The 14,940-nt window shown below is 35.5% G+C and carries 14 protein-coding genes and 1 riboswitch; of the genes, 11 read left to right on the forward strand and 3 right to left on the reverse strand.

The window, feature by feature from the left end; all coding sequences use genetic code 11:
- Positions 1–62: 62 nt before the first annotated feature.
- A riboswitch (cyclic di-GMP riboswitch) is annotated at positions 63–148 on the forward strand.
- Between the two features lie 146 nt (positions 149–294).
- From J2Z40_RS07590 to J2Z40_RS07605, 5 genes are all read left to right on the forward strand, one after another.
- The gene (locus J2Z40_RS07590; RefSeq protein WP_083954070.1) at positions 295–687 is read left to right on the forward strand and encodes a CHASE3 domain-containing protein; all 393 of its coding nucleotides are present in this window, start codon (positions 295–297) and stop codon (positions 685–687) included.
- Positions 688–713: 26 nt separating this feature from the next.
- Entirely contained in the window at positions 714–1,985 is a 1,272-nt protein-coding gene (locus J2Z40_RS07595) for a methyl-accepting chemotaxis protein (protein WP_083954071.1), read from the forward strand.
- 481 nt (positions 1,986–2,466) lie between these two features.
- The gene (locus J2Z40_RS07600; protein WP_245350012.1) at positions 2,467–3,867 is read left to right on the forward strand and encodes a methyl-accepting chemotaxis protein; all 1,401 of its coding nucleotides are present in this window, start codon (positions 2,467–2,469) and stop codon (positions 3,865–3,867) included.
- Complete coding sequence (locus tag J2Z40_RS19755; protein ID WP_245350013.1) at positions 3,864–4,157, forward strand: hypothetical protein; 294 nt, start codon at positions 3,864–3,866, stop codon at positions 4,155–4,157. The genes J2Z40_RS07600 and J2Z40_RS19755 overlap by 4 nt, the downstream gene beginning before the upstream one ends.
- A gap of 132 nt (positions 4,158–4,289) precedes the next feature.
- Positions 4,290–5,264 (forward strand): proline dehydrogenase family protein, encoded by a 975-nt coding sequence (locus tag J2Z40_RS07605; RefSeq protein WP_066400726.1) that lies wholly within the window; start codon positions 4,290–4,292, stop codon positions 5,262–5,264.
- 548 nt (positions 5,265–5,812) lie between these two features.
- Here J2Z40_RS07605 and J2Z40_RS07610 read toward each other — a convergent pair.
- Positions 5,813–6,694: a TetR/AcrR family transcriptional regulator gene (locus tag J2Z40_RS07610; protein ID WP_066400727.1), complete on the reverse strand. Its 882-nt coding sequence runs from the start codon at positions 6,692–6,694 to the stop codon at positions 5,813–5,815.
- 196 nt (positions 6,695–6,890) lie between these two features.
- On the opposite strand from J2Z40_RS07610, the gene J2Z40_RS07615 reads away from it, so the two are divergent.
- The gene (locus J2Z40_RS07615) at positions 6,891–8,420 is read left to right on the forward strand and encodes a DHA2 family efflux MFS transporter permease subunit (protein ID WP_066400728.1); all 1,530 of its coding nucleotides are present in this window, start codon (positions 6,891–6,893) and stop codon (positions 8,418–8,420) included.
- A 52-nt stretch (positions 8,421–8,472) separates the two neighbouring features.
- On the opposite strand, the gene J2Z40_RS07620 is transcribed toward J2Z40_RS07615, so the two are convergent.
- The gene (locus J2Z40_RS07620; RefSeq protein ID WP_066400729.1) at positions 8,473–8,847 is read right to left on the reverse strand and encodes an SET domain-containing protein; all 375 of its coding nucleotides are present in this window, start codon (positions 8,845–8,847) and stop codon (positions 8,473–8,475) included.
- A 209-nt stretch (positions 8,848–9,056) separates the two neighbouring features.
- On the opposite strand from J2Z40_RS07620, the gene J2Z40_RS07625 reads away from it, so the two are divergent.
- The 5 genes from J2Z40_RS07625 to J2Z40_RS07645 all read left to right on the forward strand — a co-directional run bounded on the left by J2Z40_RS07625 (position 9,057) and on the right by J2Z40_RS07645 (position 13,888).
- Positions 9,057–10,121 (forward strand): C45 family autoproteolytic acyltransferase/hydrolase, encoded by a 1,065-nt coding sequence (locus tag J2Z40_RS07625; RefSeq protein ID WP_066400730.1) that lies wholly within the window; start codon positions 9,057–9,059, stop codon positions 10,119–10,121.
- A gap of 695 nt (positions 10,122–10,816) precedes the next feature.
- Positions 10,817–11,473, forward strand: a complete 657-nt coding sequence (locus J2Z40_RS07630) for a 5-bromo-4-chloroindolyl phosphate hydrolysis family protein (RefSeq protein WP_066400732.1) — start codon at positions 10,817–10,819, stop codon at positions 11,471–11,473.
- Entirely contained in the window at positions 11,470–12,642 is a 1,173-nt protein-coding gene (locus J2Z40_RS07635; protein WP_066400734.1) for a toxic anion resistance protein, read from the forward strand. Before J2Z40_RS07630 ends, J2Z40_RS07635 begins: the two co-directional genes overlap by 4 nt.
- Positions 12,643–13,020: 378 nt before the next feature.
- Positions 13,021–13,251: an excisionase family DNA-binding protein gene (locus J2Z40_RS07640; RefSeq protein ID WP_066400736.1), complete on the forward strand. Its 231-nt coding sequence runs from the start codon at positions 13,021–13,023 to the stop codon at positions 13,249–13,251.
- A gap of 76 nt (positions 13,252–13,327) precedes the next feature.
- Entirely contained in the window at positions 13,328–13,888 is a 561-nt protein-coding gene (locus J2Z40_RS07645; RefSeq protein ID WP_066400738.1) for an FAD-dependent oxidoreductase, read from the forward strand.
- Between the two features lie 41 nt (positions 13,889–13,929).
- On the opposite strand, the gene J2Z40_RS07650 is transcribed toward J2Z40_RS07645, so the two are convergent.
- Complete coding sequence (locus J2Z40_RS07650) at positions 13,930–14,892, reverse strand: D-2-hydroxyacid dehydrogenase (RefSeq protein WP_066400739.1); 963 nt, start codon at positions 14,890–14,892, stop codon at positions 13,930–13,932.
- Positions 14,893–14,940 lie beyond the last annotated feature (48 nt).

The raw sequence follows: 14,940 nt of genomic DNA on the forward strand, positions 1-14,940 counted from the left end.
GTGAAAAATATCCTACCTTTCCCCATTTAATATGATAAACTATAGCAATAAAGTAATTAATACTTCATAAGGGGCAAATCTATTGAAAGGTAGAGACGCAAAGCTATAGGGGCTAAAGTATTGTATACTATGCCAGCCAGTTGCTAAAAAAGCTATTTTTATTTTTAGGCCCTTCTATTTAGAAGGGCTATTTTTGTCGGAATCAGGAGTGATTGTTTGAAATGATTATCTGCTAAGTTATTTTAATATATTAACAGTGAACACTACAGTGTTATCTAGGAGAGGAAAATAAGCATGAGAATGAATGTACGAAAAAAATTAATGATCGGTTTTATCTCAGTAATTATGCTACTAGCGATCATTTCATCAACTTCCTATTTTCAATACGATAGTCTTAACAAGAACTTTACTGAAGCAATCGATGAAAGCCTTCAAAAGAATAAGCTTGTTTCTGCGATGCAGGAAGCTGTTTTATCAGAGCAAATTGCTTTGCGTGGGTTTATTATCGGTGCAGATGAAAGCAATATAACGCGCTTTAATGAGTCGCATGATGATTTTGCTAAAAGCACAAAGGAATTCTTAAATCTTAAGATTGATGAGAAGGCAGAAAAAATAATAAAAGATTTAATTGAAGTAGAAGCGCAATATAGAGAAGTCGCATTTGAAGCGATTGAGTATAAAAACTAGATCAATTACATGAAATTACAAGATTAATGAAAGAAAAAGGAAATGCGATTGCTAGTCAAGTTTCGGAAAATGTAGAAAAAGTACTGGACCATCAGGAAACAATCTTTAAAAATACGAGCAAGGAACAAACAGAAATAATTAAAGGGATGAAAACCTTATTAATTGTTATTTCTACTTTAGCCTATTTAGTTGGCGTATTTGTCGCATTTTATTTAAGCAGAATCATTTCCAATCCTGTTAAGCAAATTTCATATTCAGCTGAACAAATTGCTAAAGGGAATTTAGCAATAGAGGATGTAAAGGTCAAGAATAGAGATGAAATTGGCCAATTAGCAGATTCATTCAATCAAATGACTAAAAATTTAAGGGAATTAATTGTACAGGTAGAGAGCACATCTGGACAGGTAGCATCTTCAGCTGAGGAATTGACGGCTAGTGCACAGCAAACGAATGCAGCAACTGAGCAAATTGTAACTGCTATGCAGGAAGTCGCTCGCGGCACAGAAATACAAGGGAAGAATACAGAAGATAGTGCATTAGCAGTGAATGAAATGGCTACCGGGATTCAACGAGTGGCAGAAAAAACTTCAGCAGTCGCTGTAACGGCATCAGATACAACAAAACAGGCGGTTGACGGGAATGAATCGATTCTAAAGGTGATTGATCAAATGAGATCAATCAATCATTCAACGATTGAAACGAATAAAGTAATGAAAGAATTGAATAGTAAATCTGCAGAAATTGGTCAGATTATTGATATGATCACAGCAATAGCAGAAGAAACAAATTTACTAGCATTAAATGCGGCCATTGAATCGGCTCGAGCTGGCGAGCATGGAAAAGGATTTGCAGTTGTTGCAAATGAAGTAAAAAAGCTAGCTGAGCAGTCAAGAGCATCAGCAAGCCAAGTAGCTAATCTAGTAAATGTCATTCAAAATGACACGTTACGAATTTCTGATATGATGGATCAAAGCTCAATTGAAGTAAATGTAGGAATGAATTTAGTACAGGAAACAGGCAAAACTTTTGATTCCATCTCGAGATCAGTCGAGAATGTAAGTGCTGAAGTTCAAGAGCTATCCGCGATTTCAGAAGAAATGTCAGCAAGTGTTGAACAGGTCAATTCCTCGATTGCTGAGGTTTCACGAATCACAAATGATGCGGTTGAGCGTAATGGGGAAATTGCTGCTGCATCTGAAGAACAGTTGGCATCAATGGAAGAAGTCACCTCGTCCGCATCTTCATTAGCAAAAATGGCTGAGGAATTAAAAGGATTGATTAAAAAGTTTACTGTTTGATCAAATATAACGGAAGCACAATCTCCATGAAACAGGAGATTGTGCTTTTTATGTATCATCTAATTTTACTATTGTAGAAAAGCTAGAAAAACAGGAATAATGATACAACTTTATGGAGCTTTCCGAAAATAACAATTAATTAATATCGTAAAATAATATCCGATATAATAGATGTGAAATCTTATAATTACGATTATGACTATTACTATGTTATTTGAAAACTCTCTTTTTTGAAGGATTTAATCTAAAAGATTTTTGCTAAAAGGTTAGATAGGTTAGCCAAAAGGTTGATGGAAGCGAAAGATGTGAGATTCCAGAAGGACGCATTGGTTTGCAGGTGCATTGTACTCTAAGAAAGCCTAAAGTTAGTCTTGCAGTGAAAATTAACTAGGTGCAATTTACTAGAAAAATATACGCAATAACCAATGAAATAGTTTTCACGTGGACATTAAATATTTAAGAGAAGTGTGAGGGATTTGTTTTGAAAGGATTGTTTCGTTTAAATAGTTTAAAAAGGAAAATTCTATTCAGCTTTAGTTCTGTGCTGTTATTAGTGCTTTTATTAGGAGTATTTAACACCATTTCAATCAATGATTTAAATAATAATACAAACATGATCGTAAAAGAACAATCATTATTGATTGTTGAAGAAAATATCTCGTTGAATATGTCAGAAAGAACCTCTTTAGTACGTGGATACTTATTATATGGCGATCATGAATTAAGAGAGGAATTTGCTGCCACTATAGATGAAAGCATTGCACTAGAGAATAAACTTGTTGGGTTCAACCCATCTGAGGAAGCGCAAAAGTTAATTGAAAAAAAGATGATTTGGGGAGAAGCTATTAATAGAGTGTTTGAGCAATATGACCTTGGGGAGAAGGAAAGAGCAGTCGAAATTATGTCTACAGAGGTTATGCCACTAGAACGCGAAATAACAAATGGATTTAAAACGATGGCTTTAGAAAGAGAAACATTTCTTTCCAACAACGGAGAAGAAATGATCGCTAAAGGGAAAACAACTTTAATCGTTGATATTGTAATTACTTTGATTGTTATTGCCCTAGGGATTACTGTTTCACACGTAACGGCTACAATCATCTCAAAGCCCATTATGTCTGTAGCAAAGAGGATGAAAATGCTTGCAAGCGGTGATCTTAGTCAACCATTATTGGATATAAAGACTAACGATGAAATTGGTCAGCTTGTAGATGCTACGAATGAAATGAATAAAAACACTAAAGGGTTATTAACTAAAATAAATCAAGTTTCTGAAACGGTATCAAGACAAAGTGAAGAGTTAACACAAACAGCAAATGAGGTAAAGACCGGAGCAGAACAAGTTTCAATAACTATGGATGAATTAGCACATGGATCTGAAAGTCAGGCAAATAGTGTAAGTATTTTGGCTTCTAATATGGGCGAGTTTTCCATTAAAATTGAAGAAACAAATGATAATGGGGAACAAGTACAAGTTTATTCAAAAGATGTGCTGCAGATGACTACTGAAGGCACTCAATTAATGGAATCATCCATGAACCAAATGGATAAAATCAACCAAATTGTCTTTGAGGCAGCTGGAAAGATGGATGGTTTGGATCAACAATCTCAAGAGATATCCAAATTAGTCTTAGTTATTAAAGATATTGCAGCACAAACAAATCTGCTAGCATTGAATGCGGCTATAGAAGCTGCTAGAGCGGGAGAGCATGGAAAAGGATTTGCCGTTGTTGCAGATGAAGTAAGGACCCTTGCAGAACAGGTTTCGATTTCAGTTAGTGATATTACTGGAATTGTTTCGAAGATTCAAAGTGAATCAGGTATTGTTGCAGAATCACTGAAAAATGGGTATGAAGAAGTTGAAAAAGAACATCACAAATGAAAATAACAGGGGATACCTTTAGCAAAATTAGTGAATCCGTAACAGAAATGGTTAGAAATATTATGAGTGTGTCAGAAAACTTAGCTGAGATTGCAGCGAATGGGCAGGAAATGAATGGGTCTATTGATGAAATTGCCTCTGTTTCTGAGGAAGCGGCAGCCGGCGTGGAACAAACAGCCGCTTCTGCTCAACAATTAAGTACCTCTATCGATCATGTAGCTAGTAATTCTGAGCAGCTTGCATCAATAGCTGAAGAATTGAACGAGCTTGTTCGACAATTTAAGTTATAAAAAACGAAATAAATATTAGCAAGATTATTGAATGGATAGTGAAAGTTGAATAAAGAAAATTCTCAAAATATTTTTTGTCGAATTCGTATGATATAATAATATAAAAACATTTAATAGTTAGGAGTAATCGCTATGTTAAAGGATCTTTTTATAAGCTTATCCCAAAACCAATTTCTCAATAGTGCGGCGAAAAAGTACGGGTTAAAAATGGGTGCACAAAGTGTCGTAGCGGGAACGAATATAGAAGAGACGATCAGAAGCATAAAGGAACTTAATGCTCACGGTATCTCGTGTACGGTTGATAATTTAGGAGAATTTGTTTTCAAAAAAGAAGAGGCTACTGAAGCAAAAGAACAAATTTTAAATGTTATTGAGGCAATTCATGAAAATCAAGTGGATGCGCATATTTCTTTAAAGCCTACTCAATTAGGGTTGGATATTGATTATCATTTCTGTCTAAATAATGTAAGAGAAATTGTCCATAGAGCAAATAATTACGGTATTTTTGTTAACTTAGATATGGAAGACTATGGGCATTTAAATCCGTCATTTGATCTTTTAGATGAGCTATCTAGAGAGTATGATAATGTTGGAACGGTTATTCAAGCTTACTTCTTACGTGCGGAAGATGATATTCAGAAATATAAAAATTTCCGTCTGCGCATTGTAAAGGGTGCTTACAAAGAGTCAGAAGAAGTAGCTTATCAAGACAAAAAAGCAATCGATGCTAACATGATTAATTTAATTGAATGGCATTTATTAAATGGAAAGTTCACTTCTATTGCGACACATGATCATAATATCATTAATCATGTTAAGGAATTCGTGAAGAGAAATGACATTCCAAATGATAAATTTGAATTCCAAATGCTTTATGGTTTCAGAAAAGAGATGCAGCTTCAATTAGCAAGTGAAGGCTATAACTTCTGCACATACGTACCTTTTGGTAAAGATTGGTATGGCTATTTTATGAGACGTCTTGCTGAAAGACCGCAAAATCTAAATCTTGTTGCAAAACAAGTTTTTAATAAGAAGACAAACACGGTAATTGGTGTAGCTGCTGGTGCATTTATATTAGGTAGATTAACGAAGAAGAAAAGCAAATAGAGCATAAATAAAAATAGCATGTTAAGCTTTAAAGCTTAACATGCTATTTTTTAAATTGGCTCTTTTCTAAAAGATTGTTGTTTTTAAATCAATTGTTAGAATGAATGCTTTACCAACTAGGTCGGTTGATTGGAGCGGAAGGTGCGAGACTCCTGCGGGATGTGTAGGACAGCTGAGACCCCACAGGAGCGATTGCTCCGAGGAGGCTCAGCGCCTACCCCGCGGAAAGGGAGCAACCTGGAGCGGAAATCAACCTTTACCAAAATTATGTGTAAAATAGCAATAATATTTGCGAAAACAGCCTTTAAATTAATGATAAATGAATGCCTAATCCTTCTTCCATTTAATAAATAACAAAAATAAAAGAAATTGCAGTGAGAGTCTGAGGATTCATTCGATTTTTACTTCTCCTCTTTATTCCAGGATTTGAACAAAGATCTATTAGGAGAAATGGTTAGATACGGTAAAGATAGCAAAAAAAAGGGCCAGTTTCACTCATGATTGTGAGTAGACTGGCTCTAAATTTTATAGTATACTTTCCTTCTGTTTTAAGCAAAAAAGTCGGAAACTAATTGTTCAAGCTTTTGTAGTTCCATATGCCCTAAAGTAGACTGATTTGTTTTCAACGATAATAAAGTACTATCAACTAGAAATTGACGTGGACTTTTAGAGTGGAGTAGTTCCTCTTGGATGAAATCTAATAGCTGAATACACTGAGAATGCTCATCCTTATGGGTAAGCGCCTTTTTAAGCGATAAAATAGTTTGATATAGTTTTTGCTGGAATGATTGGTCTAGATGATCGCGAATAGGAACCAAACTCTCTATTAATTCTGGCTGCACTAATTGTTCATCCGCTTCTGAAACCTCATTAACTATCTTTATCATTCGCTCGACACTATAGTGGATCACTTTATAAATACCTGCAGTAGATTGGTGTGCTAATTTATGGTATTTAAGATTATGCTGTAGAATCCCCATGAACATAATCGAACAGTCTAATAAATAGGGTTTTTTTTCTTCTCCGAAAATATCAATGAATCGATAATACAGCCAGCGAAGAATTCGAAAATGGCTGCGTTTCATGAACTGCTTCAAGTCTTCATCATTTGAAACAAGAACCTCTTCGAAAAGCGATATTAATTTATTCGACCGATTTATTTTTAGTTGTAATTCAATTTGTTTTTTAAAAACTTCAATATCGGCAGGGTCCTGTCCAATTAATAATTCATTTCGCGCCATTTCTAATTCTTTGTAAATTGTCGAGAAAAGTGCGAGTAATAATTCATTTTTTGATGAAAAATAATTATAAAATGTTCCTTTAGAAATGCCACTATAATCTAATATGTCTTGAATGGAAGTTGCTTGAAAACCTTTATCAATAAATAATTGATGAGCCATTTTAATCACATGCTTTTTCCGTGCATTCATTATAATCACCTTTAGTAATAGTTGAACTACTTGTATAAAACTAATAGTATATTACTTTTGAGGTTTATTCAAACAGATACATATTACAGAACCCGAAATTTTATAATTGCATTGTTTGGACTCATAGTATATGATATACCTTATGTGAAATAGCAGTACAAAATAATGAACCATACGTATATAGGGGGAAATTTATATGGACCATTCCATAAAAAAGACTGATCGTCCACCATATGGGATAATAGCTGTCCTGATGATTGGTGCTTTTATTGCATTTTTAAATAATACTTTATTGAATGTTGCATTGCCTTCAATGATGGAAGATTTACAAGTTGGGGCATCAACTGTTCAATGGTTAACTACTGGATATATGTTAGTGAATGGAATTTTAATTCCAGCAACAGCTTTTTTAATTGAAAAATATTCAGTTCGCCGCTTATTTTTGGCCGCCATGCTGTTGTTTACAATTGGGACATTAGTAGCGGGTGTTGCCCATGTATTCCCAGTTTTATTGGCAGGACGGATGCTTCAAGCTTCTGGTTCCGCAATTATGATGCCTCTTCTTATGAATGTCATGCTAGTAAGCTTTCCGATTGAAAAAAGAGGAGTAGCGATGGGCTTTTTCGGTTTAATATTAATGGCTGCACCCGCAATTGGACCAACATTATCTGGGTGGATCATTGAACGATACGACTGGAGAATGCTTTTCCATTTTGTCACACCAATTGCTTTCATCGTTTTATTAATTGGCTTTTTCTTGCTTAAGGATAAAAAAGAAAAGAAAGATATTCACTTAGATATCAAATCGCTTCTTTTATCGAGTTTGGGATTTGGTGGAATCTTATACGGGTTTAGTTCTGCAGGTGATAAGGGTTGGGGGAGCCCACATGTATATGCAACCATCGCGATAGGGGTCGTTACACTTACATGGTTTATTTTACGTCAAATACGAATGGAAAACCCAATGCTTAACTTTAAGGTATATAAATATCCGATGTTTGCTCTATCATCTGCCATTACGATGGTAGTCAATATGGCGATGTTTTCTGGAATGCTATTAATTCCAATTTATGTTCAAACCATTCGTGGAATTTCACCTATGGATGCTGGTTTAATGATGCTGCCTGGTGCATTAATTATGGCAGTTATGTCGCCAGTGACAGGAAAATTATTTGACAAATTTGGTGGACGAATTCTAGCCGTTACTGGCTTAATTATATTAACTGTAACGACATACTATTTCAGTCAGCTAACAGATGAGACAACATATGCTTATTTAGTAGTTTTAAATTCCATACGGATGTTCGGAATGTCGATGGTCATGATGCCAGTTTCTACAAATGGATTAAATCAGTTGCCTCCACGATTCTATCCACATGGTACAGCAATGAACAATACGCTGAACCAAGTGGCAGGCGCGATTGGTACAGCATTGCTAGTTACTGTTATGTCTACAAGGACAGAAACACATGCAACTAAATTAGCTGCAGATATGATGAATAATATGACTGCTCAGCCGACTGAAGCTGTACTAACAGAAATGAAGCATCAAATCGAAATGACAGCAATGCTTCATGGAATAAATGATGCCTTCTTTATTGCAACAGGTATTGCTGCAGTTGCTATTATTCTTTCTTTCTTTATTAAGCGGGCAAAGCAAGCTGAAGATCCACTTAAGGGAAAAGAATCAGATGGAAAAGTTGCTACAAAATTAGCTGAAAATTAATAGGATATGAAAAGAAGGGACATTCAGTTATTGAATATCCCTTCTTTTTTGCTTATTTATTAAACCATAAAGGGTCTGTATCATCCACATCGCCATTATAATTAATTAAGATTTCTTCACCTGCTTTAATATTTGTGTAGGCAAAAAAGTCGAATGTATGATTATCAAAATTAATATCATAAGTAGCGTTAGGCGTGTAGGAGTGATTAAAAAGCATGCCATACCCTAAAAGAATCGCACTATGATTCTTGCCATATTCAAAAGCATAATCAGCAAGTATTGTTTGATCAATATACTGATGTTCATCATTTGGGTAAGCGATGACTGGTGCTTCATGTATTAGCTCACCTTTAGCAATATCACGTGTAGCGAATACTCCTCTATTGAATTCCCCATCACTGAGTGTCGAAGTTTTAATCTCAATCATATTTTGCACCTACTCATTCTGTATTTGAAGTCTCTTAATCATGACAGTTGAAGAGGGGGAAAGCAATAGTTTTCTTCGTTGTGTGCAAAAGTTTGTTGAAGATGAATGTCTCGTAAGATCCAGTAGGCAAGTAAGTATGAATCCCTTTCTTTTTCCAGTTGGATCAATTATGCTAATGTAATTAGTTCATATAAAAAGAGGGATGAGTTATGAAGCAAATATATAGTGATATTATCCAATTTCGTGGAACTCATTTTGATTTTGGTTATATGCAAGGAGAAAAAATTAAAGATTCACTTTCTGTAATAAATCGTGATAATCAATGGAAGGTACGAAAACCTCGATTTAAATTATCGGTTGATGAAGTGAAAGAGGCGATTATTCCATTTGCCCCTCGTGTTTGGGATGAATTAGAAGGGATGCAAGCTGCATTGGAATGGCCTATGGAACGTGTATTGAAAGAGTTTGGCGGCTATCGTCTTAATTACGCTCGTTCAGGATGTTCAATTATGACAAGTGAACATTACTTAATTCGAAACTATGATTATCACCCAAAAACATATGAGGGACGGTTTGTGATATTTCAACCAAGTGATCAAGGATATGCGATAATTGGACCGAGTCAAAGAGTGACTGGAAGAATGGATGGAATGAATGAAAAAGGGTTAGCTATAGGATATAATTTCATGCATCGAAAAAAACCTGGTGACGGTTTTATTTGTTGTATGATTGGGAGACTAGTCCTGGAATCCTGCGGAAATGTGACTGAAGCCGTTATGATGCTTAAGGAACTTCCACATAGACATTCTTTTAGTTATGTTGTATATGACGGCACTGGAGAGACATTCGTAATTGAAACATCGCCACGTGGCATTGAGGTTCGACGTTCAAATGCTTGTACCAATCATTTTGAAATAATGAAACAAGAGAATCGTTACCATCTAGATGATTCAAAAAGAAGACTAGAAATTATTGAAGACCATTATTCGAATATCATGAATGCAAATGAAGCTTTTCAACTGTTTAATCAGACAGATAAAGGAATCTTTTCTGATTTATATAGCAGCTGGGCAGGTACCATTCATACTTCAGTCTATTTCCCTAAAGAATTAAAGGCATGGTTTGCTCTAGGTGGGGACCAGGTGCCAACCTCATTTGACTTTGCTCAATGGCTAGCTGGAGACAATGTACCCATTAAACAGATCGTAGGTGAGATTGATACGGATATTCCAGTTTTACATATGGATGAGCATGCTGATTGGTATAAAAGATAATGTCAAGACTCGGTCTTTTTTGGCCGAGTTTTTTCAGTCTATAAAATAAATGTATTTTTTATCAATTATTCATAAGCTAATGGAGTAAGGAAATTTATTAGGAATGTCTTTATTTGGTAAATGAGATAACTTAAATATATGATACAATTAATGTAAAAAAAGAAGGAGTACAGCGATGTCTCAAACTTTAAGAAATCATCAGTAATGCTGATCAGTAAATAATCATCGACTAGTTCCTCGAGAAAATAAATAAATCGATGAATCAAAGTAATGATTCCATTCAGGAAATCGTTGAAACGATAGAAAGGACTCCGCTAGTATTCAAGAGCTAAGCAGCTTCTTTTCCTATATTTCCTCATCAGCTGAAGAACTAATGAAAAGGGCGAAAGTCAATTAATGCAAAAGGGAATCCTATCTAAATCTACCGTCTAATTCTGGAGATTGGGTTCCTACTCATCCTCTACTCTTTATCCATATCTATATTCGCTCCTAGAGATCGATCAATCCTACTCCAAACAGCTAAGTGGCCATATCTACGTCTTAAGTCTTAGAGAAAATTAAGGTTGCAGTCTATGGATGAACAAATAGTTATGATGTATTGTTAATAAGAAGGATAAAATTAATTTGTAAAGCTGAAACCTGGAATTCGTTCATACGTATATATATTAAGGATTTAAGTCAGGAGTTGATTGCTGATGAATCAGTTTTTAGTCTTTCTTAGTCGAATGTTTGTTGCAATTCCATCCACTTTTCTTGTATGGCTGTTAAGCTTTTTTGCCTTTGATCAAACATTTTTCCTTTCAGGAGCCATTTCCATTGGTGCAGGAATTATTGCTTACTGGATAAGTGGAATCGTTTTGAAACAGCGCTTTTTGAAAAAGCATCAGTTAACAAGAAAAGAGTATCAATATATTAAGAAAAACTTGGAGGAAGCGAAAGGAAAGTTAAATCGTTTGCATAAATCGATGCTTTCTATTCGACATTTGCCAACACTTAAACAACGGGTGGAATTTACAAAGACGACGAAAAAAATATATTATTTAACAAAAAAGGAACCGAAGCGTTTTTATAAGGCGGAGGAATTTTATTTCTCACATTTAGATTCGGCTGTTGAACTATCCGAGAAATATGTGTTTTTATCTGCGCAGCCCAAAAAGACGTATGAATTGGATCAATCACTTTATGAAACACGCAAAACATTAGAGCAAATGTCTAAGATGGTTGAGGAAGATTTATATCGGGTGATTTCTGATGATATTGACCATCTGAATTTTGAAATTGATGTAGCAAAGCATTCGATTCAGACACGTAAGGATTCGCAAAACCTTATAGAAAGCAGGCGTTTAAAATGAGTGAAGTGAACCCATCCTTATTAAAAAATGCAAGCGATGCAAATTTAATGGATGATTTGCTTGCCAATCCTTTTGGTGAAAAGCAGGAGCTTCCAAGTTTGCAAGTAAAGGAAGAGAAACCAATCAAGCTGATCGATGTTATTCCACCAGAAAACAAAGTCAAAGCATATCAATTGGCTGAACAAATTGATCCAAAGAATCATCAAGCGATGATTTCATATGGTACACCAGCTCAGTCAAAGCTATTGACCTTCTCACATACGATGCTTGAACATGTGCAAAAACAAGATATTGGGGAAGTTGGAGAAATCATTAGTGATTTAATGCGAAGATTTAATGAAGTAAATCCTGATGATTTGCGAGCGGAATCTCCGTCCTTTTTTGCACGCATGTTTGGGAGAATTTCGAGTTCTATTCAAGAAACATTATCCAAATACCAAAAAACAGGAGCACAAATTGATCGAATTAGTGTGAAGCTTGAAAGAAGTAAAAATATCCTTTTATCAGATATCGTGATGTTAGATAAACTTTATGAAAACAATAAGGAATATTTTAATGCGTTGAATGTCTACATTGCAGCTGGGGAAATCAAGCTGGAAGAATTACATGAGAAAACGATTCCTGAACTGAAAAAAGCAGCAGAAGCATCCAATGATCAAATGAAGTTCCAGGAAGTAAATGACATGATTCAATTTGCTGATCGGTTGGATAAACGTTTGTATGATTTGAAGCTTAGCCGTGAAGTGACGATTCAGAGTGCACCACAAATTCGTTTAATCCAAAATACAAACCAAGCACTCGTTGAAAAAATACAGTCTTCTATTATGACAGCTATTCCGCTATGGAAGAACCAAGTCGCGATTGCTTTAACCTTAATTAGACAGAGGCATGCAGTAGAAGCACAGAAGCAAGTATCAAAAACAACAAATGACCTATTATTAAAAAATGCTGAAATGCTTAAAACAAATACGATTGAAACAGCAAGAGAAAATGAGCGTGGAATTGTTGATATTGAAACTTTAAAGAAAACACAAGAAAGCTTAATTTCAACATTAGAAGAAACATTGAAAATTCAAGAAGAAGGCCGCCACAAGCGTAGAGTGGCTGAAAATGAGCTAGCCTCAATGGAAAGTGATTTAAGGCAAAAGCTGCTTGAAATTAAAGGATAAATGTAAAATGATCCATTAATCAGTTATTCGGTTAATGGATCATTTTTTTTCGTGTTTAAGGGAAACCACTAATCGCACGTTGTGTATAAAATGTGAATAGTTTGTTCTACGTCCAGCTCCACAAGGAACACTTCGGCAGCGTATGCATCGCACGAGTATAAGAGTTTTTCTTATAGGAGGAGTGCCTATCGCCTATCAAACTTCAGTACTGCTCCGCAACGATTGCGTCAAGCATGGTATCGCTCACGCTCACCGTGTTTCCTTTATCGAAAGAACCAGTCCTTCCAGTTTGTACGGCGAGACCTTAGGCGCTTGCGCTTTTGTTCCGTGTTTTTTGTTATAATTCTTTATAGATCTTTGAAAGGAAATGACTATTCGATGTATTTAACAATAAAGGAAACAGCAGAGTATCTTTCTTATCCTGAAACGTATGTTGAGAGCTTAATACAGCAGAAGCGAATTCGTGCGATTCATGATGGAGAACAGTTTTTAATTAATAAAGAGCAATTTAAAACACATATTAAGCAAATGGAAACATATAAGGAGCTGATTGAAGAGATACTGAATGAACCGATTCCAGAGGATCGAGATATAAAGGATGAGGATTGACTTAAACATATTATTGTACAATTGCTATTTTTTAATATAATCTATAATCAATCACTAAAATAAGGAGGAAATATAGATGTTTGATATTACAATTATTGGCGCAGGTCCAACAGGTGCAAGTGCAGCTTTATTTGCTGCAAAAGCTGGAAAAAAAGTATTAATGATCGATAATGATAAAAGTGTAACTAAAAGAGCATGGCTAGAAAACCATTATGGTGTAATGGAAATTACAGGCCCAGAGCTAGTAGAGATTGGCAAAAAGCAGGCAGCAAAATTTGGGGCAGAACTTGTAGAAGCAACGGTTGAGAACATTGAGAAGCTAGAATCAGGTTTCTCTGTACAAACAGCAGAGCATACATATGAATCAAAGCATGTTATTTTTGCGACAGGAATGCTAGCAGATTTAGCTGAGAAAATTGGCTTAAAAACAAAGCCAGGTACAGAACCGCGTATCAAGACTATCCTAGATTTAGATCCAAATGGAAAGACAAATATTGAAGGAATCTGGGGAGCAGGAACAATTGCAGGCGTAAGCATGCACACAATTATTACTGCTGGTGATGGTGCAAAGGTAGCGATCAATATTATTAGTGAATTAAATGGTGAGCGTTATGTTGACCATGACATGATGAAATAATTTTGAATGGGGAATAGGATACCAGTCCTATTCCCCATTTTTTAATACCCTTTTTGATAATCCACTAGATTAATGGATGGTGTACTTCCCTGTATATAGCTTTGTAAATTGGGGATGAAAATATCCTCAATGACTCGCTTAGTATAATGCTCAGTCGAACCTGCCGTATGTGGAGTAATGATGACATTTTCGAGTGCCCATAATGGACTTTCTCCATGCAGTGGTTCTTTCTCAAATACATCCAGACCTGCTCCAGCAATTTCCTTACTCTGTAATGCGTGGATGAGATCTTCTTCCACAACGATGCTGCCTCTGCCAATATTAATGAAGAAAGAGGATGGTTTCATCAATTTGAATTGTTGCTTTTTGAATAAATGATGCGTTTCTTTTGTATAAGGGAGTGTAACGACGACATAATCACAAATGGGGAGTATCTCGTCTAACTGATTAAGGGCGTACATGGAATCAACGTTTTCTTCGGGTTTCTCAGAGTTACGAAAGCCAATGACTTTCATACCAAATGCTTTAGCGATCTTTGCTGTTTCCATGCCAATCGCTCCTATTCCTAGAAGAGCAATTGTTTTTCCATGTAATTCCAAGCTTAAGTTTGCATGATGCCATGTTTTTGTTTGCTGGTTTTTAATATATGAATGAATCTTTCGTGTTAAGGCAAGCATTAGTGCGAATATGGTTTCTGAAATCGGATAGGCATGCACACCGTTGGCAGAAGTAATATGTATTTTCTTCTCTTCGAATACTTGAAGTGGCAGGCTATTTACGCCAGCAGACCATGATTGTAGCCAGCGCAAATTCATGTTATTTTGTATTAGCATTCTTTCCATTTCTTTTTTCCAGCTAACAATTATTTCAGCATCTTCCAAGTGTTTCTGCCATATGGTATTGTCCTTGCCAACGATTATTTCCCACTCTGGAATGATGGCATTTATTCTCATAATATAATCTTCATCAAGATTTTGGGCAATGACTAACTTCCTTTTTTGCATTCGGTTCCATCCTTCCGTTTGTGTTTGATATATGCAAATACAGTATAG

Source organism: Cytobacillus eiseniae (genome assembly GCF_017874625.1).
In the GTDB taxonomy this organism is placed as follows: Bacteria; Bacillota; Bacilli; order Bacillales; family Cytobacillaceae; genus Cytobacillus; species Cytobacillus eiseniae.

Excerpts from the sequence above, each read along its gene's own strand:
- J2Z40_RS07630 (WP_066400732.1), top strand. The coding sequence starts at position 10,817 with ATGAATCAGTTTTTAGTCTTTCTTAGTCGAATGTTTGTTGCAATTCCA.
- J2Z40_RS07595 (WP_083954071.1), top strand. The coding sequence starts at position 714 with ATGAAAGAAAAAGGAAATGCGATTGCTAGTCAAGTTTCGGAAAATGTA.
- J2Z40_RS07650 (WP_066400739.1), bottom strand. The coding sequence starts at position 14,892 with ATGCAAAAAAGGAAGTTAGTCATTGCCCAAAATCTTGATGAAGATTAT.
- J2Z40_RS07640 (WP_066400736.1), top strand. The coding sequence starts at position 13,021 with ATGTATTTAACAATAAAGGAAACAGCAGAGTATCTTTCTTATCCTGAA.
- J2Z40_RS07590 (WP_083954070.1), top strand. The coding sequence starts at position 295 with ATGAGAATGAATGTACGAAAAAAATTAATGATCGGTTTTATCTCAGTA.
- J2Z40_RS07605 (WP_066400726.1), top strand. The coding sequence starts at position 4,290 with ATGTTAAAGGATCTTTTTATAAGCTTATCCCAAAACCAATTTCTCAAT.
- J2Z40_RS07615 (WP_066400728.1), top strand. The coding sequence starts at position 6,891 with ATGGACCATTCCATAAAAAAGACTGATCGTCCACCATATGGGATAATA.
- J2Z40_RS07625 (WP_066400730.1), top strand. The coding sequence starts at position 9,057 with ATGAAGCAAATATATAGTGATATTATCCAATTTCGTGGAACTCATTTT.
- J2Z40_RS07645 (WP_066400738.1), top strand. The coding sequence starts at position 13,328 with ATGTTTGATATTACAATTATTGGCGCAGGTCCAACAGGTGCAAGTGCA.
- J2Z40_RS07620 (WP_066400729.1), bottom strand. The coding sequence starts at position 8,847 with ATGATTGAGATTAAAACTTCGACACTCAGTGATGGGGAATTCAATAGA.
- J2Z40_RS07610 (WP_066400727.1), bottom strand. The coding sequence starts at position 6,694 with ATGAATGCACGGAAAAAGCATGTGATTAAAATGGCTCATCAATTATTT.
- J2Z40_RS19755 (WP_245350013.1), top strand. The coding sequence starts at position 3,864 with ATGAAAATAACAGGGGATACCTTTAGCAAAATTAGTGAATCCGTAACA.
- J2Z40_RS07635 (WP_066400734.1), top strand. The coding sequence starts at position 11,470 with ATGAGTGAAGTGAACCCATCCTTATTAAAAAATGCAAGCGATGCAAAT.